Raw genomic sequence first — 21,164 nt, 5'->3', positions numbered from 1 at the left:
CCACGTCCCCATAGCACGGTGGGAGCTGACCCCGGATATTGTTTACAAGTTGTTACCAAGCAGTAGGGGCGCCTCCAAAGGAGGCGCCCCTACTGCTTATGGTTCTTCGGTTGGATCAGTGCTTGGGCTACAGCCGGACCAGCATCTTGCCGGTGTTTGCCCCGTCCAGGAGGTCCATGAACGCCTGCGGCGCGTTCTCCAGGCCATCCACGATCGTCTCGTCGTAGCGCACGGTGCCGTCCCCAAGCCAGCCGGCCATCTTCTCCGCGAACTCAGCCGCGTGCTGCCGCTGGCCGCCCACCAGGAAGCCGCGCAGGGTCAGCTGCTTGCCGATTGCCTGCATGAGGTTGTGCGGTGCGGGAGTCGGTTCGGTGGAGTTGTACTGTGCGATCGCGCCGCACATTGCCACCCGGCCGCCCACATTGAGGACCGCCAGGGCGGCCTCCAGGTGCTCGCCGCCCACGTTGTCGAAGTAGACGTCGATCCCCGCGGGGCCTGCTGCCTTCTGCAGCTGTTCCACCACGGGACCATCGTGGTAGTCGAACGCGGCGTCGAAGCCCAGCTCCAGGAGGCGTGCCACCTTGGCGGGCGAACCTGCAGAGCCGATGACCCGCGAGGCGCCCATGGCCTTGGCGATCTGGCCCACCAGGGAGCCCACCGCACCTGCGGCGCCGGAGACGAACACGGCGTCCCCCGGCTTGAATTCCGCTACCTTCAACAGGCCGGTGTAGGCCGTCAGCCCGGTCATGCCCAGGGCACCGAGGAAAGCCGACGCCGGGGCCAGATCAGTGCGGGCAGGGGTGGCAGCATCGCCGTCCACCACCGCATACTCCCGCCAACCCAGGGAATGGACGACGACGTCGCCCTCCTTGTGTGCCGACGAACGGGACGCGATCACCTCACCCACCGCACCGCCGTCGAGCGCTTTGCCCACGGCGAAGGGGGCGGAGTAGGACTTGACGTCGTTCATGCGGCCCCGCATGTAGGGGTCCACGGACATGAAGAGGTTACGCACCAGGATCTGGCCGTCTTCAAGTGCGGGCAGCGGTGACTCTGCGAGTTCGAAGTTCTCACCGGACGGGCGCCCCATGGGGCGGGAAGCGAGCCGGATTTCACGGGTGGTGGTTGCGAGGGCTGTGCTCATGCTGCGTACTCCAGAATCTTGAGGTCGACGTTGATGTTGCCGCGGGTGGCATTCGAATAGGGGCAGACCTGGTGTGCCTTGGCCACCAGGTCCTCTGCGGTGGCCAGGTCCAGGGCGGGAAGGGCGATTTCCAGTTCGGCCGCCAGCCCGAAGCCGGCGCCGCCGTCCAGCTGCCCAAGGTGGATTTTTGCCGCGACGGCCGAGTCCGTGAGGTCTGCGCCTGCCTTGCGGCCGACCAGGCGCAGTGCGGAGTGGAAGCAGGCGGCGTAGCCGGCGGCAAAGAGCTGTTCAGGGTTGGTGCCCTGGCCGCTGCCACCGAGTTCCAGGGGGCTGGCCAGGTCCACGGCCAGCCGGCCGTCGTTGCTGCGTGCGGTGCCGTCACGCCCTTCGCCCGAGGCCAGTGCCTCGGCGGTGTAGAGGGTTTTCACGAAATAAGTCCGTCCTGTAGATGGGATGGTGCCGGATTCAGCGTTCAGAGTGATTCATGCAGCGCTGCCGTGAGTTTGCCCAGGGTGGTCCGCAGCTGTTCGAGTTCATCCAGGGAGAGCCCCGCGGCGTCGGCCAGCCGTTGCGGGATGGCGCTGGCCGGGCCGCTGAGGCTCCGCCCGGCGGGCGTCAGGTGGACCGCGACGCGGCGTTCGTCCTCGCCGGACCGCCGGCGTTCCACGAAGCCGAGGGCTTCCAGGCGCTTGAGCAGGGGCGACAGGGTGCCTGAGTCAAGGCCGAGTTCCCCGCCGAGTTCCTTGACTCCCCGGGGTTCGCTTTCCCACAGCACGAGCATGACCAGATACTGCGGGTAGGTGAGGCCCAGCTCGTCCAGGACCGGCCGGTAGACGGCGGTGGCGGCCCGGGACGCCGAATAGAGCGCAAAACATACTTGCCGGTCCAGGCGGGGTGCTTCGCTCATGGAACTACCGTAGCGCACAACTAAGTTGTGCACAACTTACTGCAGCGCAGGCCGCCCACGGTTGAACCGCCGTCGTGCGTTCCCGCCGCCGGATCCGCACCTCCCGGCCGGCCCCGCGGCGGGACGCGGCTAGGAAAGGGGCGCCTGCTCCAGGTCCCGGATGGTGCGCAGGGCTGCTGCCGTGAGCACCCTGATGCCCAGGCCCAGGGACCGTTCGTCCAGGATGTAGTCGCCGCGGTGCAGGTCGTAGTCCTCGCCGCCGGGCGTTTTGGTGCCCAGCCGCATCATCGCGCCCGGAAGTTCGGCCAGGAACCAGGCGAAGTCCTCGCCACCCATGGACTGGGGTGTCAGCACCACTGCGCTTTCCCCGATCTCAGCGCGGGCAGCAGCCTCGATGATCGCCGTCTCATGCTCGGAGTTCACCACCGGCGGCACTCCCCTGGTGTGTTCAAGGTGGACGTCCACGCCGTAGGGCGCGGCCACCTGGTGCACCACCTCGTCGAGCAGTTCACCGGCGGCATGCCAGGCATCCCGGTCCAGGCAGCGCATGGTTCCCGCCATGTAGCCGCTGCCGGGGATCGCGTTGGGCGCCGAGCCTGCGGTGATCTGGCCCCACACCACGGAAACGCCGCTGCGGACGTCCACCCTGCGGGACAGCACGGCCGGCACGTTGACCGCAATCTGCGCCAGCGCGAACACGAGGTCCTCAGTGAGGTGCGGGCGGGAGGTGTGGCCGCCACGCCCGGACAGTTCGATCCGGATGGTGTCCGAAGCCGATGTGATGGCACCGATCCTGGTGCCCACCTTGCCCACTTCGATCCGCGGGTCGCAGTGCAGGGCAAGGATCCGGGGCACGCCGTCCAGGACACCCTGCTCGATGCAGGCATGTGCGCCGCCGGGCATGGTTTCCTCGGCAGGCTGGAAGATGATGCGGACGGTGGCGCCGAGGGGTGCTTCCTGGTGCATCCGGTGCAGGACCAGGGCAATGCCCAGCATGGTGGTGGTGTGCACATCATGGCCGCAGGCGTGGGTCACGCCGTGGTTTTTCGACGCGAACGGCAGGCCTGTCTCCTCGATGATGGGCAGGGCGTCGATGTCACCGCGCAGGGCCGTGGCAATGGGGCCTTCGCCCACGTCCACCGTCAGGCCGGTGCCTTCCAGGCGGCGGGGGCTCAGGCCTGCGGCTTCGAGCCGTTCGGCGAGCTTGTCCGTGGTGCGGAACTCCTTGAAGGACAGTTCCGGGTGCGCATGCAGGTCCCGGCGGAATTCGATCAGTTCCGGCAGGAGCGGTTCGAGCCAGGGAGCCACCAGGGCGGTGGGCTCGGCTTCAGTAGTGTAGTTGCGCACTGTTTCACTCTAGCGAGGGTGGCGGCATTAGCGCCCATTCACTGAGCCGCGTTACATCCCGGCCCTGCCGGCACGCGGAGTGCCGGCAGGTTCCCGGTCAGAGGACGTCCGTGTCCCCGCTTGCCTTGAGGGCGTCCACGGCAGCCTTCACGCGCTGGGAATTGGCCATGGTGGTCACCAACAGGGCGTCCGGCGTGTCCACGATGACAACGTCCTGGATTCCGATCAGGGCGATGACACGCTTGGTGTCGGTGACAACGACGCCGCTGGAGTTCTCGGTGAACACGCGGGCGCCATCACCGAGGACGGTGACGTCATCCACTTCCTTGGCGCTGTTGAGGCGGCCGACCGAGGCGAAGTCGCCGACGTCGTCCCAGCGGAAGGAACCGGGCACGACGGCGACGTCCCCGGCTTCGGCGGCGGGTTCGGCCACCGCGTAATCGATGGCGATCTTGGGCAGGGTGGGCCAGATGCGGGCAGTGACCTCGTCACGCTGGGGGGTGTCCCAGGCACGGGCGATTTCCTGCAGGCCCTGGAACAGTTCGGGCTGGTTGGCCTCGAGGTGCTTGAGCATCAGCGACACGGGCGCCACGAACATGCCGGCGTTCCACACGTAGTCGCCGCTGTCCACGTACTGCTGGGCCACCGTCTCGTCCGGCTTTTCAACGAATTCCACGACGTCGTGGGCGCTGGGGGCGCCTTCGATGTGGAGGGCCTTGCCGGAACGGATGTAACCGAAACCGGTGGACGGGTGGGTGGGCTTGATGCCGATGGTCACGATCTTGCCGGCAGCAGCGGTATGGATGGCTTCCCGGACGGCCTCCTGGAAGAGGTTGTCCGGGCTGATCACCTGGTCGGCGGCGAAGGAACCCATGATGGTGTCGGGATCGCGTTCGTGCAGGATTGCCGCTGCAAGGCCGATTGCTGCACCGGAGTCCTTGGGCTCGGACTCCAGAACAAGGTCGGAGTCGCGCACCTCAGGAAGCTGGCGGCACACGGCTTCACGGTGCGCCTGGCCGGTCACCACCAGCATCCGGTTGCCCGCGAGGGGGTGCAGCCGGTCGTAGGTGGCGCGCAGCAACGTGCTGCCCGATCCGGTGAGATCGTGAAGGAACTTGGGAGCTGCTGCTCGTGACAGAGGCCAGAGGCGGGTCCCCACTCCGCCTGCCGGAATCACCGCAATGAAGCGGTCAAGGGGTGAAGCCGGGCTTGTCACTTTGTCTGTACTCATCACGGCTACTTTAGCTGAAGGGCCGCGGGCGGCTCCTGTGGCGGCGCATGGGCCCGCGTTTTGGCCTCCGCCCCGGCCTTTGGGCCCGCACGGATGTGGTGTTTGTCTCATTTCCCCGGAAAATCCGCTCCAGCACTGGGCACCAACAAACGTCTAAATTGAATAAGCTGTTAGCGAAGCCTAGATTTAGGCCTGAGCTACGAGTGCTCTCGCAGCAGGCGTTCCCCCCGCATGGATCTCATGCCAGCGCCGCTGTGTTGCAGGGAGGTTTATCAGTGCCGACAAAACCAGCTGGCACCTTGTACCGCGGCCGTGAAGGCATGTGGTCCTGGGTAGGACACCGTATTACCGGTGTAGTGATCTTTTTCTTCTTGTTGGTCCACGTCCTGGACACCTCCTTGGTGCGTGTGTCACCGGAGGCCTACACCGCCGTGATCGGCGCCTACAAGAATCCGCTGATGGCGCTGGGTGAGACCGGCCTTGTGGCTGCCATCGTTTTCCACGCCTTCAATGGCCTGCGGATCATCGCGGTCGACTTCTGGAAGAAGGGCGCCAAGTACCAGCGGCAGATGCTGTGGGCAGTCCTGGCCCTCTGGGTCGTGACCATGGTCGCCTTCTCCATCCGCCACCTGTCCCTCGCCCTCGGAGGTCACTAAGCCATGACTGCAACCATCGAGAGCCCCCGCAGCGGCCGGATCGCTCCCCAGTACCGCCGCAGCGGCGGGTCCAAGGGCAACTTCGAGATGATCGCCTGGCTGTTCATGCGCCTTTCCGGCGTGGTGCTGGTGGTCCTGATCTTCGGCCATCTGTTCGTGAACCTGATGGTCGGCGAAGGCATCCACGCCATTGACTTCGGCTTCGTGGCCGGCAAGTGGGCCGACCCGTTCTGGCAGTTCTGGGACCTGGCCATGCTGTGGCTGGCCATGCTGCACGGCAGCAACGGCGTGCGGACCATCATCAACGACTACGCCGAGAAGACGTCCACCCGCCGCTGGCTGAAGACCGTTCTCTACGCGGCCGCCGTGGTCATCATCCTCCTGGGCACCCTGGTCATCTTCACCTTCAACCCGTGCCCCGTAGTGAACGGCGTTGCCCTTCCGGGCGGCTTCTGCCCTGCCTAGCACTGGCACGACCCTGGGCCCGCGGGCTTGTCCGCGGGCCCTGTTTTGCGGAGCAGGCAAAGCCGCCCCGTTGTTTTATAGCGAATTTTGAGAGAAAGAGCGTCTGGTATGCAGGTCCATAAGTACGACGTCGTCATCGTCGGTGCCGGTGGCGCTGGCATGCGCGCCGCGATCGAGTCCGGTCAGCGCGCGCGCACAGCAGTACTGACCAAGCTCTACCCCACCCGCTCGCACACGGGTGCGGCACAGGGTGGCATGTGTGCAGCCCTTGCCAATGTCGAGGAAGACAACTGGGAATGGCACACCTTCGACACCGTCAAGGGCGGCGACTACCTGGTTGACCAGGACGCCGCCGAGGTCATGGCCAAGGAAGCCATCGACGCCGTGCTGGACTTGGAAAAGATGGGCCTGCCCTTCAACCGCACCCCCGAGGGCCGCATCGACCAGCGCCGCTTCGGTGGCCACACCCGTGACCACGGCAAGGCTCCCGTCCGCCGTGCATGCTACGCCGCGGACCGTACCGGCCACATGATCCTGCAGACCCTGTACCAAAACTGCGTCAAGCACAACGTTGAGTTCTACAACGAGTACTACGTCCTGGACCTGCTGACGGTTGAAGAGGACGCAGTCCGCGAAGACGGCACTGCCTACAAGCAGAAGCGCGTGGCCGGCGTCGTCTCCTACGACCTCGCCTCCGGTGAACTGCACGTGTTCCAGGCCAAGTCCGTGGTGTTCGCCTCCGGTGGTGCCGGCAAGGTCTTCAAGACCACCTCCAACGCCCACACCCTGACCGGTGACGGCATGGGCATCGCCTTCCGCCGCGGCATCCCGCTGGAAGACATGGAATTCTTCCAGTTCCACCCCACCGGCCTGGCCGGCCTGGGCATCCTGCTGTCCGAGGCCGCCCGCGGTGAAGGTGCAATCCTCCGCAACTCCGAGGGTGAGCGCTTCATGGAGCGCTACGCCCCCACCATCAAGGACCTGGCGCCGCGTGACATCGTGGCCCGTTCCATGGCCAACGAGGTGCGCGAAGGCCGCGGCTGCGGCCCGAACAAGGATTACGTCCTCCTGGACCTGACCCACCTGGAGCCGGCGCACATCGACGCCAAGCTCCCGGACATCACCGAGTTCGCCCGCACCTACCTGGGCGTGGAACCGTACACCGAGCCGGTGCCGGTATTCCCCACCGCGCACTACGCCATGGGTGGCATTCCCACGAACATCCAGACCGAGGTGCTGCAGGACAACGACACCGTAATCCCCGGGCTCTACGCCGCTGGTGAAGTTGCCTGCGTCTCCGTCCACGGCTCCAACCGCCTGGGCACCAACTCGCTGCTGGACATCAACGTCTTCGGTAAGCGCGCCGGCATCGCCGCCGCGGAGTACGCAAAGACCGCGCCTTACGTGGAACTGCCGGAGAACCCGCTGGCCTACACCACCGAGCTGCTGGACATTGCCCGCAACGGCACCGGCGACGAGAAAGTGGCGCAGATCCGCAAGGAACTGCAGGACACGATGGACGCGAACATGCAGGTGTTCCGTACGGCAGACACCCTGAACCAGGTGCTGCGCGACATCGAATCCTTCGAGGAGCGCTACAAGCGCATCAACGTCCAGGACAAGGGCAAGCGCTTCAACCTGGACCTGCTCGAGGCCGTGGAACTCGGCTTCCTGCTGGAACTGGCCAAGGTCATGACCGTGGCCGCCCTGCACCGTGAGGAATCCCGCGGCGGACACTTCCGCGAGGACTTCCCCGAGCGTGACGACGAGAAATTCATGAAGCACTCCATGGCGTACAAGGATGACCATGCGCCGGCTGACGGATCGGCGGAATCAATCGCCGGCATCCGCCTGGCCACCAAGCCGGTTGTCTTTACCCGCTACGAGCCGATGGTGAGGAAGTACTAAGATGACCGCTGAAATCGCTGAGCCAGCCTCAAAGGTTGAACTTCCTGCCGGCGTTGGCGGGGGCGGGGAAATCCCCACGTTCGACGTCCACCTGCGGGTCCGCCGGTACAACCCGGAGGTCTCCGGGGAATCAACCTGGGACGATTTCCACCTGACCATGTACGGCACGGACCGTGTCCTGGACGCCCTGCACAAGGTGAAGTGGGAGATGGACGGCACCCTGTCGTTCCGCCGCTCCTGCGCCCACGGCGTGTGCGGCTCGGACGCCATGCGCATCAACGGCCGCAACCGCCTTGCCTGCAAGACCCTCCTGAAGGACCTGGACACGTCCAAGCCCATCACGGTGGAGCCCATCAAGGGCCTGCCGGTGGAAAAGGACCTGATCGTGGACATGGAGCCGTTCTTCCAGTCGTACCGCGAAGTCATGCCCTTCCTGATCAACAAGGGCCACGAGCCCACCCGGGAGCGCCTGCAGTCCGCAGAGGACCGTGAGCGCTTTGATGACACCACCAAGTGCATCCTGTGTGCTGCGTGCACGTCCTCCTGCCCCGTGTTCTGGACCGACGGGCAGTACTTCGGCCCCGCCGCCATCGTGAACGCGCACCGCTTCATCTTCGACTCCCGCGATGATGCCGGCGACATGCGCCTGGAGATCCTCAACGACAAGGAAGGCGTGTGGCGCTGCCGCACCACCTTCAACTGCTCGGAGGCATGCCCCCGCGGCATCCAGGTCACGCAGGCCATCGCGGAGGTCAAGCAGGCCATCCTGGCCCGCAGGATCTAGGCGCGTTCAAGAACAGACACAACGGCCGACGGCGTCACCCACCACACGTGGTGGAGGGCGCCGTCGTTCGTTTCCGCACAGCCTTTCCGCGCAGAAAGGGGACAGCATGTCCCGCTCCGAAAAAGTGTCCTTCGCCGGCTCCACAGGAGAGATGCTCTCCGGCATCATCGATGTTCCCGAGGGCCCCGTCAAAGGCTGGGGCGTCTTTTCGCACGGCTTCACGCTGGGCAAGGACAGCCCCTCCGCGGCACGGATGTGCAAGGCCCTGGCTGACAGCGGCATCGGCATGCTGCGTTTCGACAACGTGGGCCTGGGCGGCTCCGCCGGGGAATGGTCTGCCGGATCCTTCAGCCACAAGGTTGCGGACACGGTGAAGGCGGCGGAATTCATGCGCAGCGAGGGGAAGGAAATCTCGCTGCTGGTGGGCCATTCGTTCGGCGGCGCTGCGGTCCTCGCCGCTGCCCGGGAAATTCCCGAACTGGACGCCGTTGCCACCGTGGGAGCGCCCTTCTCCCCCAAACACGTGGCCCATGTGTTCGATGCCGCACTGGACCGGATCCTGAGTGAGGGCAGCGCCGAGGTGGACCTGGGCGGCAAACGCGTGGAAATCCGCCGGCATTTCGTGGAGGACCTGGAGAACGCGGACCTCACGGACTGCATCAGGCAGCTGCACAAGCCGCTGATGGTGCTCCACTCCCCTACCGACAACACCGTGGGGATTGAGAATGCCAGCACCATCTTCCAGACCGCACGGCACCCGCGGAACTTCGTCTCGCTCGAGGGAAGCGACCACCTCCTGACCGGCAAGGGCCAGGCCGCACGGGCCGCGCGGATTATCGCCGCCTGGGCTGACCAGTACCTGGACGCAACCCCCGCCTGATCCGGCCGCGCCGCCTGTGGCGGGAACCCTACTTGCCGATGGCTGCCTTGCTCTCGCTGATCCACTGTTCGGCCGCCTTCTCCGGTGTGAGCCGCTTGAACAGGACGTCGGTGTTGATCCGGGCGGAGATGGTGTAGAACTGCGAGGACTGGAGCCAGATTCCCGGAGTGGGTTTTTCGCCGGGAAGCTTGAGCAGCAACAGGTCTGCGCCGGAAGCCTGAGTAATCGAAGTAGTCCCGCACCGTCTCCTTGCCCAGTCCCAGTTGGCCGTCTTGGGTGTAGAGCGATTCTCCACGCTGGCGGAGGACGGTCGCCGTTCCGTAGGTCCCCTTCGGGCTCTTGGCCGTGATGTCGCCGGCAATCCGGGCAAAGTCATCCCAGCTCCAGGTGCTTTCTTACCGCCGGAGATGGTGACTGTATTCCGCGCGGCGGCGCGGGCCTTTCCCGGGTGGCCGGAAAGGCGGGCGCAAGCACTCCGCTGCCTCCCGGCGCCGGGCATCCGATGGGGCTCCTCCTGGCTGCCACGGCGGATCCCCGGGCCGCTGAGCTGGAACGGCGCATCGTGCTGTCCCAATACCTCACGGCCGTCAACTGTTCAGGGTCGCTGCCGCCGCAGGAAACCGGGCTGGTCTGCAATTCCTGGCGCGGACGTTTCCACCTGGAGATGCACTGGTGGCACGCCGCCCACTTTGCGCACTGGAACCGGGTGGAGCTCCTCCTGCCGTCCCTGCGCTGGTACGCCACGGTGCTGGAGGGCGCACGGGAAACGGCCCGGGGACAAGGGTTCGACGGCGCCCGCTGGCCAAAGCAGACAGGTCCGGACGGAAGGGAGAGCCCCAGCCCGATCGGCACCTTCCTTATCTGGCAGCAGCCGCATCCCATCCACATGGCGGAACTGGTGTACCGGAGCCGTCCGGGCCGGGAGGTGCTGGAGGAATTTGCGGACATCGTCTTCGAATCCGCCCACTTCATGGCCGGCTTCGCCCACCCCACACCGCGCGGATTTGAGCTGGGCCCGCCCCTCATTCCCGCGCAGGAATGCTACGGTTCCCTCCGCGGGACGGTCACCAACCCCACCTTTGAACTCGCGTACTGGCAGTGGGGCCTGCGCACGGCCGCCGCCTGGCGGGAGCGGCTGGGGCTGGAACCCGTGCAGTCCTGGCTCACGGTGGCGGACGGCCTGGTGCCCCCGCGCGTGCTCAACGGCGTCTACGCGGCCATGGACGTGGAACCCTTCACCATCAGGACAGACCACCCCTCAATGCTGTGCGCGCTCGGCGTCCTTCCGCTGACGGACCTGATCGACGAAGGCATCATGAACGCCACGCTGGAGGATGTCCTGGCGGACTGGGACTGGGACAGCACGTGGGGCTGGGACTATCCGGTCATGGCCATGACCGCTGCGCGCCTGGGCCGCCCCGAGGCCGCAGTCAACGCGCTCCTGCAGGAGGCCGGAAAGAATACGGTGCTGTCCAACGGGCACAACCGCCAGACGGACTCGCTGCCCCTGTACCTGCCGGGCAACGGCGGCCTGCTTGCCGCCGTCGCCCTGATGGCAGCCGGCTGGGACAACGGCCCGGACCGGCACGCCCCCGGCTTTCCAGCGGGCTGGACGGTGGCGTGGGAGGGGCTGGTGCCGGCGCCGTAGAACAGCCGGCCACGGCCCGATATCCCTGCCGGCCTCACCCGGCACGGCAGGTCAGGTCTGGGGCGTGGCCCGCCGCGCGCCGAGGATGGTTTTCCGCGGAGCGCCGCCGGACTCCAAATCAGCCTCACGGATCGCCGACCACCCGGCTGAGACAAGGTAGACCTGGCTGACCAGGTTGAACCAGATCAGCAGGCCGATGATGATGGCGAATGAGGCCAGGATTGGGTTCCGGCTGGCCCCTGCCAGCAGCTCAGTGCTGAAGATCTGCAGAACGGTGGTGCCTACGGCGGCGAGGAGGGTGCCTTCGAGCAGCGCCTGCCGGGACAGTTTCAGTCCGGCGGCGAGCCGGAACATGATCAGCGCGGTGACCCAGTTCAGGACCAGCGGCACCACGATCTTGACGGACGTGGTGAGGGGACCGGCCACGGCGTCGCTGAGATGCAGGAAACCCACCACCCAACCCGCCGCCGTGCCGAAGACAAGGGAGGCGCCCGCGCTGATCACCAGGGCCAGCCCCAGCAGCAGCAGGGTACCGGCATCGCGCAGCCGCACCAGGATGGGGTTGACCACAAGCGGAGGAAGTTGCAGCACGCCGCGCAGCCCGTCCCTCATCCCGTTGATCCAGCCCAGCGAGGTGATGATGGTGACCACAGCGGCAATAACCGCCGTCCAGCCGAGGCCGCCCGGGTTCAGGAGGTCCTTCGGGTCCACCAGTCCGTCCCCGTTGCCGACTTTCAGGAGGCCGGGGGCGCTGTGCGCCACCGTGGCAACAATGGTGTCGAGGAGGGCCGGCTGTCCGCTGAGGACAAGCCCGGCTATCGAAAACCCGGTGGTGAGGAGGCCGGTGATGGAGAAGAACATCCGGAAGCCAATGCCGGCGCTCAGCAGGGGCCCGTGCTGGAGGTTGTAGTGCTGGAAGGCCCGCATGGGGCGCAAGGTGTTGAGTTTGGCCAGCAGCCACTGGATCAGTGCCATCAGGCCCGGTACCACGCCGCCGCCCGCTCTCCTGGCTTTTCCCCATTCCATCCGCTTTTGGATGACGGCCAGCTTCAGCTGGGCATGCTGCGTGGGCAGCGGCGGCCGGTCAGCCGCCTTCGGTTGTGGTGTCCGCGGCAGCGTCCGTGAAGCTGGTGCCGGCGTGGTTGTCAGTTTCGGTCCCAAAGTCCAGCTCTTCCCGTAGCTGCCAGATGCCGTCGGCATCATGCTCATAGAGTCCCATGCTAACCACGGGGAAGGTGGCCCTGTAGTTCTTCAGCACCGTTTCGGCTTCATCCAGGCTTTCAGGGGCGACATCATGGGCGATGGTGACGTGGGGATGGTAGGCAAAGGGCAGTTCCCGGTGAAGGGGACCCTGCTGCAGCTTGCGATGCAGGTCCACGCACTCCTCGAAGCCGTCCTCCACGTTGATGAACACCACCGGCGAAACCGGCCGGAAAGTTCCGGTTCCGGCGATGGTCACCATGAAGGGGCTCTGGCAGCGGGCCACCTCGCGGACGTGCCGGCGGGTGGCCTCCCAGTCCTGGGTGGGAGTGGTGGTGACCAGCGTGATGTGCGCGGGCACCACCCCGGCCAGGGGATCGCCAAAGGACGCGCGCCAGCGCTGCAGTTCGTCAGCTATCTCGGCGGGAAAGCCCAGGATGACGCCCACACTGATTTCGTCGCTGCGGGGCATCTCACGGTCCGTTGCCGCGTTGTGGCCGGACTGGTCTTCGAAGCGGTCAGCCAGGTTCCGCTCCGCCTGGCCGGCGGAGAAGGCACCTCCCCTGGCGGTGACGTTTCTCGAAGACATGGCGCTAGCGGACTCCTGCGAGGCTGAGGGACGGCAGGAAGCCCATGCGCTGGTATACCTGGCCCAGCGTGACGGAGGCAATTTCCCGGGCCCGTTCCGCACCGAGGGCCAGCAGCCGGTCAAGCTCGGCGGGATCAGCCATCAGCTCGTTGGTCCGGTTGCGGAGCGGGGTGATGAAGTCCACCACCACCTCCGCGAGGTCCACCTTGAGGTGGCCGTACATCTTTCCCTGGTACTCGGCTTCGAGCTCCGCCACCGACTTCCCGGTCAGGGAAGAGTAGATGGTCAGCAGGTTGGAGACCCCGGGCTTCTCCTCGGCGTCGAAGCGGATGTCCGTGCCCGCGTCCGTCACTGCCGATTTGATGCGCTTGGCGGCGATCTTGGGATCCTCCAGCAGCTGGATGGCACCGTTGGGGGACTCCCCCGTCTTGGACATCTTGGCGCTGGGGTTCTGGAGGTCGTAGATCTTGGCGCTTTCCTTGACGATCGTCGCCTCGGGAACCGTGAAGGTGTGGCCAAACCGGGTGTTGAAACGCTGCGCGAGGTTCCGGGTCAGTTCCAGGTGCTGCCGCTGGTCCTCGCCGACCGGCACCAGATCGCTCTGGTACAGGAGGATATCCGCGGCCATCAGCGTGGGGTAGGCGAAAAGGCCCAGCGTTGCGGCGTCAGCGCCCGACTTCTGGGTCTTGTCCTTGAACTGGGTCATCCGGGACGCCTCACCGAAGCCGGTGATGCAGTTCAGCGCCCAGGCAAGCTGTGCGTGCTCCGGGACATGGGACTGGACAAAGAAGATGCTCTTGTCCGGGTCGATGCCGGCGGCGATGTACTGCGCCGCCACAATGCGGGTGCGCTTGGCCAGTTCGGCGGGATCGAAATCCACCGTGATGGCATGCAGGTCCGGGATGAAGAAGACGGCGTCGTATTCCGCCTGCATGTCCACCCAGTTGCGCACGGCGCCGATGTAGTTGCCCAGGTGCAGGGAATCCGCGGTGGGCTTGGCGCCGGAAAGGATGCGCTTCTTGGCAGTGGAGGGAGTCTGGGTGGTCATGGAAAACTTTCGGGCTTAGAGCTGGTAGTCCACTACCAGCGGGGCGTGATCGGAGAAGCGGGCATCCCAGGTGGCTGCACGGTCAACAACGGCGGAAATGGCGGATGCTGCCAGTCCGGGGGTGGCCATGTGGTAGTCGATGCGCCACCCGGTGTCGTTGTCGAACGCCTTGCCGCGCCAGGACCACCACGTGTATGGCCCGTCGACGTCGCCGGCAAGGTTCCGGTGGACGTCATGCCAGCCGATTTCCTCACCAAAGAACCGGTCGAAGTACGCGCGTTCCTCCGGCAGGTGGCCGGCCTTCTTGAGGTTGCCCTTGGAGTTCCTGATGTCCCTTGGCGTGTGGGCGACGTTCAGGTCCCCCACCACCAGGGCGTGGTCGCTGTGCTTGGTCAGCTCCGGAAGCCGGGTGCTCATGACGTCAAGGAAGCGGTACTTGTCGTCCTGCTTGGGAGTCCCTACCTCGCCGGAGTGCACGTAGGCGCTGGCAACGGTGAGCTGGACGGGGTTTCCCGCAGCGTCAGGGACGCGGAAATCGGCCTCCACCCAGCGCCCGGCGGTGGCGAAGTAGTCATCCCCAATGCCGTTCCTGGTTTCGAGAGGCTCCTGGCGGGAGGCGATGGCGACGCCGGCACGGCCTTTTGCTTCCGCCTCGGCGTGCAGGATATGCCAGCCTTCGCCGAGCAGCTGCCGGACGATCGCGTCAGGGGCGCGCACTTCCTGCAGGCAGAGGATGTCCACTTCGCGCGGTTCCAGCCACGCCGCCATGCCGTTTTTGTAGGCAGCCCGGAGGCCGTTGACGTTGACTGATGCGATGCGAAGGTGGTCCTTGTTCAATGCCGAGCTCACCCGCTCCACTCTAGTCGATGATGGTTCCGGTCACCGGCTCTCCGCTGCCGCCGGAGGACTTGATCATGTCCCGGGCATTGGTGGCCGTGATCTCGATCGTCTCGAGGGCGCGGTTGATGGTGTCCTGGTTGGCGGCGGCGCCCTTGGCCCGTTCCTCTTCCACGACGCGGATCTGCACCTGGACGATTTTGAAGGAGTGGTCCAGTTTCAGGTCGCGTACTTCGTCGGCCTCGGTGCGTTCGTACACTACCCGGGTGCCCCCATGGTCGGCCGATGCCTGTGCCGGGGCGCGGCCGGTTGCGGTGTGGAAGGCGCTTTGTGCCTCGGACAGCTTGGCACCGGCCTTTTTGGCGGCCCGTTGGATGCTGAAGACCACGAACGCGGCCAGTGCCAGCCAGAACGCGGCGATGACGGCAACAACCCAGCCCACGACGTCGTTCTGGTTGGCGGCGAAGATGACGGCAACAATGAACGCCGTCACCAGGACCATCAGGCCCGGCCCGCTGATCCGGAACATCGAAAAACCGGCCCTTGCGGGTTTGGCGGATGACGAGGAGCTGCCCAAAGTTCGCATGGAGCTATTGTCTCAAACCCCGGCCTGTGCTTCGGCCGCCTTCCACCCCCGGCGAACAGCCCCGGGCGGCCCGGGTCACTTCTGCCGCCGGTCCCCGCTGCGCAGGACCTCCAGCCGTTGGCGGTACTCGGTCTCGTCAACCTCGCCCCGGGCGTAGCGCTCACGCAGCACTCCTTCAGCTCCCTGGGCTGCTGCCCAGTGCTGGTTGCGGCGCCAGGTCCTGCGGGCCACGAAGATGAACAGCGCGATGACCAGGATCCAGAAGAGCGGGAACAACAGGAACCAGGGGGAAAAGGCACCGTGCCAGGGTCCGTAGACGACCGTATCGGCCGGCACCTGCGCAGCCGCGGACAGGGCGGTGGTGGACAGTGCGGTCGTGGACAGGGCGGTGGTGGACAGGGCGGTGCTCAGTGAAGCCAACATTTTTTGTTCTCCAGACTTTCTTAACCGGCCGGGGATCCGGCCTTGTATCGAGTCTCGTTGCCGCACCCCGGCCGGCGCGTCCGGCGGCGGGAGTCACCTGTACGGGGCCGCGTACTCCCTGGGGAGTCCTGCTGCTGCATCCCGTGCCGGACTCAGCCGGCCCAGCCGGGCCGGACCAGGCCGGATTCGTAGGCCAGCACCACCAGTTGCGCCCTGTCCCTGACCATCAGCTTCGCCATGATCCGCGAGACATGCGTCTTTGCCGTGAGCGGAGTGATGAACAGGCGCCCGGCGATTTCCGCGTTGTTCAAACCCTCCCCCACAAGCTGGAGGACTTCCCGTTCCCGGTCGGTGATGCGGTCCAGTGCCACCGGCGGTTCGGCGGCGCGGGAGTGCCGCGCCAGCTGGGCCATGATCCGCCGGGTCACCGAGGGCGACAGCAGCGCGTCGCCATCGTGCACAATGCGGACTGCGCGCAGCAGCTCGGCCGGTTCAGTGTCCTTGACCAGGAAACCGGCGGCCCCGGCCCGCACCGCCTCGGCGATGTAGTCGTCCAGCTCGAAAGTGGTGAGAATGACCACCCGGGTACCTGGCAGCGCCGCATCGGAGAGGATCTGCCGCGTAGCCTCCAGGCCGTCACCGTCCGGCATGCGGATATCCATCAGGACCACGTCGGGATGCCACTGGCGGGCCAGCCGCACCGCGTCGCGCCCGGTCCCGCATTCGGCCACGACCTTCATGTCGGCTTCGGCGTCCAGCAGAGCCCGGAAGCCCGCACGGATCAGGTTCTGGTCATCGGCCAGCAGGATGCTGATCATCCTGGTCCCTGCCCTGCATCAGCGGCCAGCGGGAGAACCGCGCGGACCCGCCAGCCCGTACCGGACTGCGCCGGCCCCAGCTCAAGCCTGCCGCCCAAAGCCGCCACCCGCTCCCGCATGCCGGTGATGCCGTTGCCGTCAGGCGCTGTGCCGGCCCCGGCGCCGTCGTCGTCAATGGTCACCAGCAGTTCCCCTTTCGCCGCGTGGATGGAGACCCGGGCCGTCCGCGCCCCGGAATGCCGGACCACATTGGTCAGGGCCTCCTGCACAATCCGGTATGCCGCTTCCTGGGCTGCAGCGGGAACGTGGTCCAGGTCCGGGCCGCCCTGGAACCGGACATCGAGCCCGGCCCGCCGCGCGTTGTCAACGACTTCCGGGACCCGGGCCAGGCTGGGCCGGCTGGTGGGGCTCAACGGCGCATCTTCCCGGAGCACGCCCAGCAGCTGGCGGACTTCAGCCAGTGATTCCCTGCTCGCTGCCTTGATGGTCTCCAGGGCAGGGCGGAACTGCGCCGGATCCTTCTCGCCAAGGTGCAGCGCCACCGAGGCCCGGACATTGATCAGGGACAGCGAATGTGCCACCACGTCATGGATGTCCCGCGCCAGGGCAAGCCGGTATTCATCGCGGGCAGCCTGCTCCGCCGCGGCCTCCTGGCGGCGCCGTTCGGCCACCCGTTCGCCGCGGAACCGCACCCCTTCCCCGATCAGGACGAGGATGGCCAGCCATGAGGACCCGGCGAAGGCGCGGACGAACGCCGCTTCATCGCCGCTGCGCGCGGCGGCCAAAAACAATGCCAGGATTCCCGCCGCGGCCCCGGACCATGCCACAGCGCGCTTTCCGGCCGCCGCCGTCAGGATCAGTGCCAGCGCAAAGGAGAGGACCACCGGGCCCCACGCGTAGCCCAGGGCAAGGTAGGCTGCGGTGGCCCCGGCGGCAACGGGCAGCATCACCAGCGGCGCGCGCCGGCGGAAAGCCAGCGCGGCGGGCCCCAGTAGCAGCAATGCCAGCGCCAGGGGGTCCAGCGGCGCGTGTCCAGGCTGGCGCACCGACGCGAACGCCGACCCCGCCACCTGGATCACGGCGACCACCACCACGATGACGGCGGTGGGTGGTCCCCTGAATCGGCGCTGCATGGTCCGAGCCTATTCCCGCGGGCCGCGAAAGTAATCAGATAGGCGGCGTAGCGCCCGTACTCCCCCGGGAGTAGGTGCACGGCCGCGCCTGGCTCAGCCTGCGCTGCGCTTAAACGGCCGACGGCGGCCCGGCACCTTCCCTGCGAAAGTTACCGTGCCGCCGTCGAGCGGTTTGGGCCGGGACTACTCCCCGACGCCTGCTGCGCGTTCGGCAGCCTCCACAACGTTGGTCATCAGCAGCGCCACGGTCATGGGGCCTACTCCACCGGGGTTCGGTGAGATCCAGCCGGCCACCTCGGCAGCGGCAGGATCGATGTCTCCGTAGACGCGGCTCTTGCCGGTCTCCGGATCGGTCTCGCGGGTGACGCCGACGTCCAGCAGGGCAGCGCCCGGCTTCACGTCCGCGGCCTTGACGATGTGCTTCACGCCCGCCGCGCCCACGATGACGTCCGCCTGCTTCAGCAGCTCCGAGAGGTTGGTGGTGCCGGTGTGGGTCAGGGTCACGGTGGCGTTGACGTCCCGCCGGGTGAGCAGCAGGCCGATCGAGCGGCCGATGGTGACGCCGCGGCCCACCACCACCACGTGCTTGCCGGCCAGGCTGTACCCGTTGCGCTCCAGCAGCTCGATGACTCCCCGTGGCGTGCACGGCAGCGGGGTGGTGATCTTGTTGTTGACGTTCAGCACCAGCCGGCCAAGGTTGGTGGGGTGCAGCCCGTCCGCGTCCTTGGCGGGGTCTATGCGCTCCAGGATGGCGTCCGTGTCCAGGTGCTTGGGCAGCGGCAACTGCACGATGTACCCGTGGCAGGCGGGGTCCGCATTGAGTTCGTCAATGAGGGCCTCTACCTGTTCCTGGGTGGCGTCCGCCGGGAGCTCGCGCTGGATGGAGTTCATCCCGATCTGCACCGACTGCTTGTGCTTCATGGAGACATACAGCTGCGAGGCAGGGTCGGCGCCCACCAGCACAGTGGCGATGCCGGGAGTGACGCCCTTGGCCTTGAGTGCGGCCACGCGTTCGGTCAGCTCGGCCTTGATGGCAGCGGCGGTGGCCTTGCCGTCAAGGATCTGTGCGGTTGTGGTTTCAGTCATTGCTTACCACTGCTCGTGCTGCGGGTAGAGCGGGAAGTCGGCCGCCAGCTTGTCCACGCGGGCCTGGAGGGCCTCGACGTCGGCGCTGCTGCCTGCCTTGAGGGCGGTGGCGATGATCTCGGCAACCTCGGTGAACTCGTTGGCGCCGAAGCCGCGGGTGGCCAGGGCCGGGGTGCCGATGCGCAGGCCGGAGGTGACCATCGGCGGGCGGGGGTCGAACGGCACGGCGTTCCGGTTGACGGTGATGCCCACGGAGTGCAGGAGGTCCTCGGCCTGCTGGCCGTCCAGCTGCGAGTTGCGAAGGTCAACCAGCACCAGGTGCACGTCCGTACCGCCGGTGAGGACGGAGACGCCGGCTTCGGCGACGTCGGCCTGGTTCAGGCGGTCGGCGATGATCCTGGCACCTTCCAGGACGCGCTCCTGGCGCTCCTTGAATTCCTGGGTGCCGGCGATCTTGAAGGCCACGGCCTTGGCCGCGATGACGTGCATCAGCGGGCCGCCCTGCTGGCCCGGGAAGACGCTGGAGTTGAGCTTCTTGGCCCACTGTTCCTTGGCAAGGATCACGCCCGAGCGGGGACCGGCGAGGGTCTTGTGCACGGTGGAGGTGACGACGTCGGAGTGCGGCACCGGGCTGGGGTGCAGGCCGGCTGCCACCAGGCCGGCGAAGTGTGCCATGTCGGTCCAGAGGAGCGCGCCCACTTCATCGGCGATGGAGCGGAAGGCTGCGAAGTCCAGGTGGCGCGGGTAAGCGGACCAGCCGGCAATGATCACCTGGGGCTTTTCGGCGATGGCCTGCTCGCGGAGCTTGTCCATATCGATGCGGAAGTTGTCTTCCTCCACCTGGTAGGCAGCCACGTTGTACAGCTTGCCGGAGAAGTTCAGCTTCATGCCGTGGGTCAAGTGGCCGCCGTGGGCCAGGGACAGGCCCAGGATCTTGTCGCCGGGGGTGATCATGGCGGAGAGCGCGGCGGCGTTGGCCTGCGCGCCGGAGTGCGGCTGGACGTTGGCGAACTCGGCGCCGAACAGGGCCTTGACCCGATCAATGGCCAGCTGTTCTGCAACGTCGACGTATTCGCAGCCGCCGTAGTAGCGGCGGCCCGGGTAGCCCTCGGCGTACTTGTTGGTGAGGACGGAGCCCTGGGCTTCCATCACGGCGCGGGGCGCGAAGTTCTCGGAAGCAATCATTTCCAGGGTGCCGCGCTGGCGGCCGAGCTCCTGCTCAAGGACTGCGGCAATTTCGGGGTCAAGCTCAGCCAGCGGCTGGTTGCTGACGGCTGTGGTTGAGGTGGCTGTAGTAGTCACGAAGAACTCCTGGCTAGGGATACGGGCACTGCTTAGGTCAGGCTACCGGCTGGCGCGCTTCCGCACCGCGTTGATGACAGGGCGTGAAAGCCCGGCATGGTGCTGCTGTGCTGACGCAGGGGCAACCCCAATTCCGGCAAGACATGACCCTCGGCCCAGGCGTACGATCCGTGGTCTTCGTGATTGCCGCTCCCTGGTGGTTAGCCACCCAACGCCAGTTGCGACCCTTCCAGCCTACCAAAACCGGCACCCGCGGCGCGGGTAGGCTATTACGCGTGAATCAAGAGCAGCTGAACCAAGCGTACGTCGTCACCCTGTCCTGCCCGGACCGCCCCGGAATCGTCCACGCCGTGGCCGGAGCCCTGCTGGTTGCAGGGTGCAACATCATGGACTCGCAGCAGTACGGCAGCCCTTCCACCGGCAACTTCTTCATGCGCGTGGAGGTGACCACGGCAGCCCCCAAGTCCGAGCTGCGGGCGGCGCTGGAACCGGTGGCGGAAGCGTTCTCCATGCAGTGGAACCTCGATACCGTTGGTGACAAGGTGCGCACCCTGGTGATGGCCAGCACCTCGGCGCACTGCCTCAACGACCTGCTCTTCCAGCAGCGTTCCGGCACGCTCCCCATTGAAATCCCCGCCATCGTCTCCAACCACCAGGACCTGGCAGGGCTCGCCGAGTTCTACGGCATCCCGTTCCACTACATCCCCGTGACCAGGGACACCAAGGTCCAGGCCGAGGACAAGCTCCGTGCGCTCATCGCCGAACACGACATCCAGCTGACCGTCCTGGCCCGCTACATGCAGATCCTCTCCGACGAGCTCTGCACCGACCTGACCGGCAAGGCCATCAACATCCACCATTCGTTCCTGCCGTCCTTCAAAGGTGCCAAGCCGTACCACCAGGCGCATGCCCGCGGCGTGAAGCTGATCGGCGCCACGGCACACTATGTGACCGCCGCCCTGGACGAGGGCCCGATCATCGAACAGGAAGTCATCCGCGTGGACCATGCGCGCACGCCGGAGCAGTTCGTGCAGATGGGCCGCGACGTGGAGGGCCGCACGCTGGTGCAGGCCGTGCAGTGGCATGCCGAGCACCGGGTGCTGCTGGACGGCAACCGGACGGTGGTCTTCAACTAGGTCGCAGTAGATGCCGTTTTGAAGCCCCAAAACGGC

At 66.4% G+C, this 21,164-nt stretch carries 21 protein-coding genes, 2 pseudogenes and 1 riboswitch; of the genes and pseudogenes, 7 read left to right on the top strand and 16 right to left on the bottom strand.

The features are described 5' to 3' along the window. Positions 1 to 127: 127 nt before the first annotated feature. The 5 genes from AB0280_RS14905 to AB0280_RS14885 all read right to left on the bottom strand — a co-directional run bounded on the left by AB0280_RS14905 (position 128) and on the right by AB0280_RS14885 (position 4,629). Positions 128 to 1,144, bottom strand: coding sequence for an NADP-dependent oxidoreductase (locus AB0280_RS14905; protein WP_366367684.1), 1,017 nt, complete (start codon positions 1,142 to 1,144; stop codon positions 128 to 130). After that, positions 1,141 to 1,572: an organic hydroperoxide resistance protein gene (locus AB0280_RS14900; protein WP_366367683.1), complete on the bottom strand. Its 432-nt coding sequence runs from the start codon at positions 1,570 to 1,572 to the stop codon at positions 1,141 to 1,143. Before AB0280_RS14900 ends, AB0280_RS14905 begins: the two co-directional genes overlap by 4 nt. A gap of 44 nt (positions 1,573 to 1,616) precedes the next feature. Then, the gene (locus tag AB0280_RS14895; RefSeq protein WP_366367681.1) at positions 1,617 to 2,051 is read right to left on the bottom strand and encodes a MarR family winged helix-turn-helix transcriptional regulator; all 435 of its coding nucleotides are present in this window, start codon (positions 2,049 to 2,051) and stop codon (positions 1,617 to 1,619) included. 129 nt (positions 2,052 to 2,180) lie between these two features. Beyond that, positions 2,181 to 3,398, bottom strand: coding sequence for an amidohydrolase (locus tag AB0280_RS14890; protein WP_159632566.1), 1,218 nt, complete (start codon positions 3,396 to 3,398; stop codon positions 2,181 to 2,183). A 97-nt stretch (positions 3,399 to 3,495) separates the two neighbouring features. Then, positions 3,496 to 4,629 carry a mannose-1-phosphate guanylyltransferase gene (locus AB0280_RS14885; RefSeq protein WP_307488582.1) on the bottom strand — a complete coding sequence of 378 codons (1,134 nt, stop codon included), beginning with the start codon at positions 4,627 to 4,629 and terminating at the stop codon, positions 3,496 to 3,498. Positions 4,630 to 4,904: 275 nt separating this feature from the next. Between AB0280_RS14885 and sdhC the strand changes: the two genes are divergently transcribed. The 5 genes from sdhC to AB0280_RS14860 all read left to right on the top strand — a co-directional run bounded on the left by sdhC (position 4,905) and on the right by AB0280_RS14860 (position 9,322). After that, entirely contained in the window at positions 4,905 to 5,285 is a 381-nt protein-coding gene (sdhC, locus tag AB0280_RS14880; protein ID WP_081620212.1) for a succinate dehydrogenase, cytochrome b556 subunit, read from the top strand. 3 nt (positions 5,286 to 5,288) lie between these two features. Continuing rightward, positions 5,289 to 5,750: a succinate dehydrogenase hydrophobic membrane anchor subunit gene (locus AB0280_RS14875; protein ID WP_224025431.1), complete on the top strand. Its 462-nt coding sequence runs from the start codon at positions 5,289 to 5,291 to the stop codon at positions 5,748 to 5,750. Positions 5,751 to 5,858: 108 nt separating this feature from the next. Beyond that, on the top strand, positions 5,859 to 7,658 hold the full coding sequence (sdhA, locus tag AB0280_RS14870; RefSeq protein WP_159632569.1) for a succinate dehydrogenase flavoprotein subunit: 1,800 nt from the start codon (positions 5,859 to 5,861) through the stop codon (positions 7,656 to 7,658). Between the two features lies 1 nt (position 7,659). Further along, on the top strand, positions 7,660 to 8,442 hold the full coding sequence (locus AB0280_RS14865) for a succinate dehydrogenase iron-sulfur subunit (protein WP_159632570.1): 783 nt from the start codon (positions 7,660 to 7,662) through the stop codon (positions 8,440 to 8,442). Between the two features lie 106 nt (positions 8,443 to 8,548). Further along, complete coding sequence (locus AB0280_RS14860) at positions 8,549 to 9,322, top strand: alpha/beta hydrolase family protein (protein ID WP_159632571.1); 774 nt, start codon at positions 8,549 to 8,551, stop codon at positions 9,320 to 9,322. Between the two features lie 28 nt (positions 9,323 to 9,350). Here the strand turns inward: AB0280_RS14860 and AB0280_RS14855 are convergent. Then, positions 9,351 to 9,717 (bottom strand): annotated as a pseudogene (locus tag AB0280_RS14855) (hypothetical protein); the annotation flags it as partial. 119 nt (positions 9,718 to 9,836) lie between these two features. Here AB0280_RS14855 and AB0280_RS14850 point away from each other — a divergent pair. Beyond that, positions 9,837 to 10,970 (top strand): annotated as a pseudogene (locus AB0280_RS14850) (hypothetical protein); the annotation flags it as partial. Between the two features lie 51 nt (positions 10,971 to 11,021). On the opposite strand, the gene AB0280_RS14845 reads toward AB0280_RS14850, so the two are convergent. From AB0280_RS14845 to glyA, 10 genes are all read right to left on the bottom strand, one after another. After that, a complete protein-coding gene (locus AB0280_RS14845) occupies positions 11,022 to 11,996 on the bottom strand; it encodes a YihY/virulence factor BrkB family protein (protein ID WP_275180433.1) in 975 nt (324 codons plus the stop codon). 58 nt (positions 11,997 to 12,054) lie between these two features. Continuing rightward, positions 12,055 to 12,642 (bottom strand): 2'-5' RNA ligase family protein, encoded by a 588-nt coding sequence (locus AB0280_RS14840; protein WP_224027288.1) that lies wholly within the window; start codon positions 12,640 to 12,642, stop codon positions 12,055 to 12,057. A 121-nt stretch (positions 12,643 to 12,763) separates the two neighbouring features. After that, on the bottom strand, positions 12,764 to 13,807 hold the full coding sequence (trpS, locus tag AB0280_RS14835; RefSeq protein WP_159632575.1) for a tryptophan--tRNA ligase: 1,044 nt from the start codon (positions 13,805 to 13,807) through the stop codon (positions 12,764 to 12,766). A gap of 15 nt (positions 13,808 to 13,822) precedes the next feature. Beyond that, positions 13,823 to 14,656: an exodeoxyribonuclease III gene (locus AB0280_RS14830; RefSeq protein WP_307488584.1), complete on the bottom strand. Its 834-nt coding sequence runs from the start codon at positions 14,654 to 14,656 to the stop codon at positions 13,823 to 13,825. A 10-nt stretch (positions 14,657 to 14,666) separates the two neighbouring features. Continuing rightward, the gene (locus tag AB0280_RS14825) at positions 14,667 to 15,230 is read right to left on the bottom strand and encodes a hypothetical protein (protein WP_224025426.1); all 564 of its coding nucleotides are present in this window, start codon (positions 15,228 to 15,230) and stop codon (positions 14,667 to 14,669) included. A gap of 75 nt (positions 15,231 to 15,305) precedes the next feature. Further along, positions 15,306 to 15,653, bottom strand: coding sequence for an SHOCT domain-containing protein (locus AB0280_RS14820; protein WP_275180436.1), 348 nt, complete (start codon positions 15,651 to 15,653; stop codon positions 15,306 to 15,308). Between the two features lie 152 nt (positions 15,654 to 15,805). Then, positions 15,806 to 16,471, bottom strand: a complete 666-nt coding sequence (locus AB0280_RS14815; RefSeq protein ID WP_275180437.1) for a response regulator — start codon at positions 16,469 to 16,471, stop codon at positions 15,806 to 15,808. After that, on the bottom strand, positions 16,468 to 17,604 hold the full coding sequence (locus AB0280_RS14810) for a sensor histidine kinase (protein ID WP_307488585.1): 1,137 nt from the start codon (positions 17,602 to 17,604) through the stop codon (positions 16,468 to 16,470). Before AB0280_RS14810 ends, AB0280_RS14815 begins: the two co-directional genes overlap by 4 nt. A gap of 183 nt (positions 17,605 to 17,787) precedes the next feature. Next, the gene (locus AB0280_RS14805; protein WP_159632580.1) at positions 17,788 to 18,690 is read right to left on the bottom strand and encodes a bifunctional methylenetetrahydrofolate dehydrogenase/methenyltetrahydrofolate cyclohydrolase; all 903 of its coding nucleotides are present in this window, start codon (positions 18,688 to 18,690) and stop codon (positions 17,788 to 17,790) included. A gap of 3 nt (positions 18,691 to 18,693) precedes the next feature. Next, the gene (gene glyA, locus AB0280_RS14800; RefSeq protein WP_224025422.1) at positions 18,694 to 19,992 is read right to left on the bottom strand and encodes a serine hydroxymethyltransferase; all 1,299 of its coding nucleotides are present in this window, start codon (positions 19,990 to 19,992) and stop codon (positions 18,694 to 18,696) included. 146 nt (positions 19,993 to 20,138) lie between these two features. Beyond that, a riboswitch (ZMP/ZTP riboswitch) is annotated at positions 20,139 to 20,224 on the bottom strand. A gap of 43 nt (positions 20,225 to 20,267) precedes the next feature. Between glyA and purU the strand changes: the two genes are divergently transcribed. Next, complete coding sequence (purU, locus tag AB0280_RS14795) at positions 20,268 to 21,128, top strand: formyltetrahydrofolate deformylase (protein WP_159632582.1); 861 nt, start codon at positions 20,268 to 20,270, stop codon at positions 21,126 to 21,128. The last annotated feature ends 36 nt before the right edge of the window (positions 21,129 to 21,164 follow it).

The sequence above is a fragment of the Pseudarthrobacter sp. 902506025 genome (assembly GCF_040702325.1).
Classification (GTDB): domain Bacteria; phylum Actinomycetota; class Actinomycetes; order Actinomycetales; family Micrococcaceae; genus Arthrobacter.
This window is presented reverse-complemented; position numbering and strand designations above follow the sequence as displayed.

Bases quoted from the DNA above. Each gene is read 5' to 3' on its own strand.
- AB0280_RS14905 (WP_366367684.1), bottom strand. From the start codon at position 1,144: ATGAGCACAGCCCTCGCAACCACCACCCGTGAAATCCGGCTCGCTTCC.
- AB0280_RS14895 (WP_366367681.1), bottom strand. From the start codon at position 2,051: ATGAGCGAAGCACCCCGCCTGGACCGGCAAGTATGTTTTGCGCTCTAT.
- AB0280_RS14885 (WP_307488582.1), bottom strand. From the start codon at position 4,629: ATGAGTACAGACAAAGTGACAAGCCCGGCTTCACCCCTTGACCGCTTC.
- AB0280_RS14875 (WP_224025431.1), top strand. From the start codon at position 5,289: ATGACTGCAACCATCGAGAGCCCCCGCAGCGGCCGGATCGCTCCCCAG.
- sdhA (WP_159632569.1), top strand. From the start codon at position 5,859: ATGCAGGTCCATAAGTACGACGTCGTCATCGTCGGTGCCGGTGGCGCT.
- AB0280_RS14865 (WP_159632570.1), top strand. From the start codon at position 7,660: ATGACCGCTGAAATCGCTGAGCCAGCCTCAAAGGTTGAACTTCCTGCC.
- AB0280_RS14860 (WP_159632571.1), top strand. From the start codon at position 8,549: ATGTCCCGCTCCGAAAAAGTGTCCTTCGCCGGCTCCACAGGAGAGATG.
- AB0280_RS14845 (WP_275180433.1), bottom strand. From the start codon at position 11,996: ATGGAATGGGGAAAAGCCAGGAGAGCGGGCGGCGGCGTGGTACCGGGC.
- AB0280_RS14840 (WP_224027288.1), bottom strand. From the start codon at position 12,642: ATGCCCCGCAGCGACGAAATCAGTGTGGGCGTCATCCTGGGCTTTCCC.
- trpS (WP_159632575.1), bottom strand. From the start codon at position 13,807: ATGACCACCCAGACTCCCTCCACTGCCAAGAAGCGCATCCTTTCCGGC.
- AB0280_RS14825 (WP_224025426.1), bottom strand. From the start codon at position 15,230: ATGCGAACTTTGGGCAGCTCCTCGTCATCCGCCAAACCCGCAAGGGCC.
- AB0280_RS14820 (WP_275180436.1), bottom strand. From the start codon at position 15,653: ATGTTGGCTTCACTGAGCACCGCCCTGTCCACCACCGCCCTGTCCACG.
- AB0280_RS14815 (WP_275180437.1), bottom strand. From the start codon at position 16,471: ATGATCAGCATCCTGCTGGCCGATGACCAGAACCTGATCCGTGCGGGC.
- AB0280_RS14810 (WP_307488585.1), bottom strand. From the start codon at position 17,604: ATGCAGCGCCGATTCAGGGGACCACCCACCGCCGTCATCGTGGTGGTG.
- AB0280_RS14805 (WP_159632580.1), bottom strand. From the start codon at position 18,690: ATGACTGAAACCACAACCGCACAGATCCTTGACGGCAAGGCCACCGCC.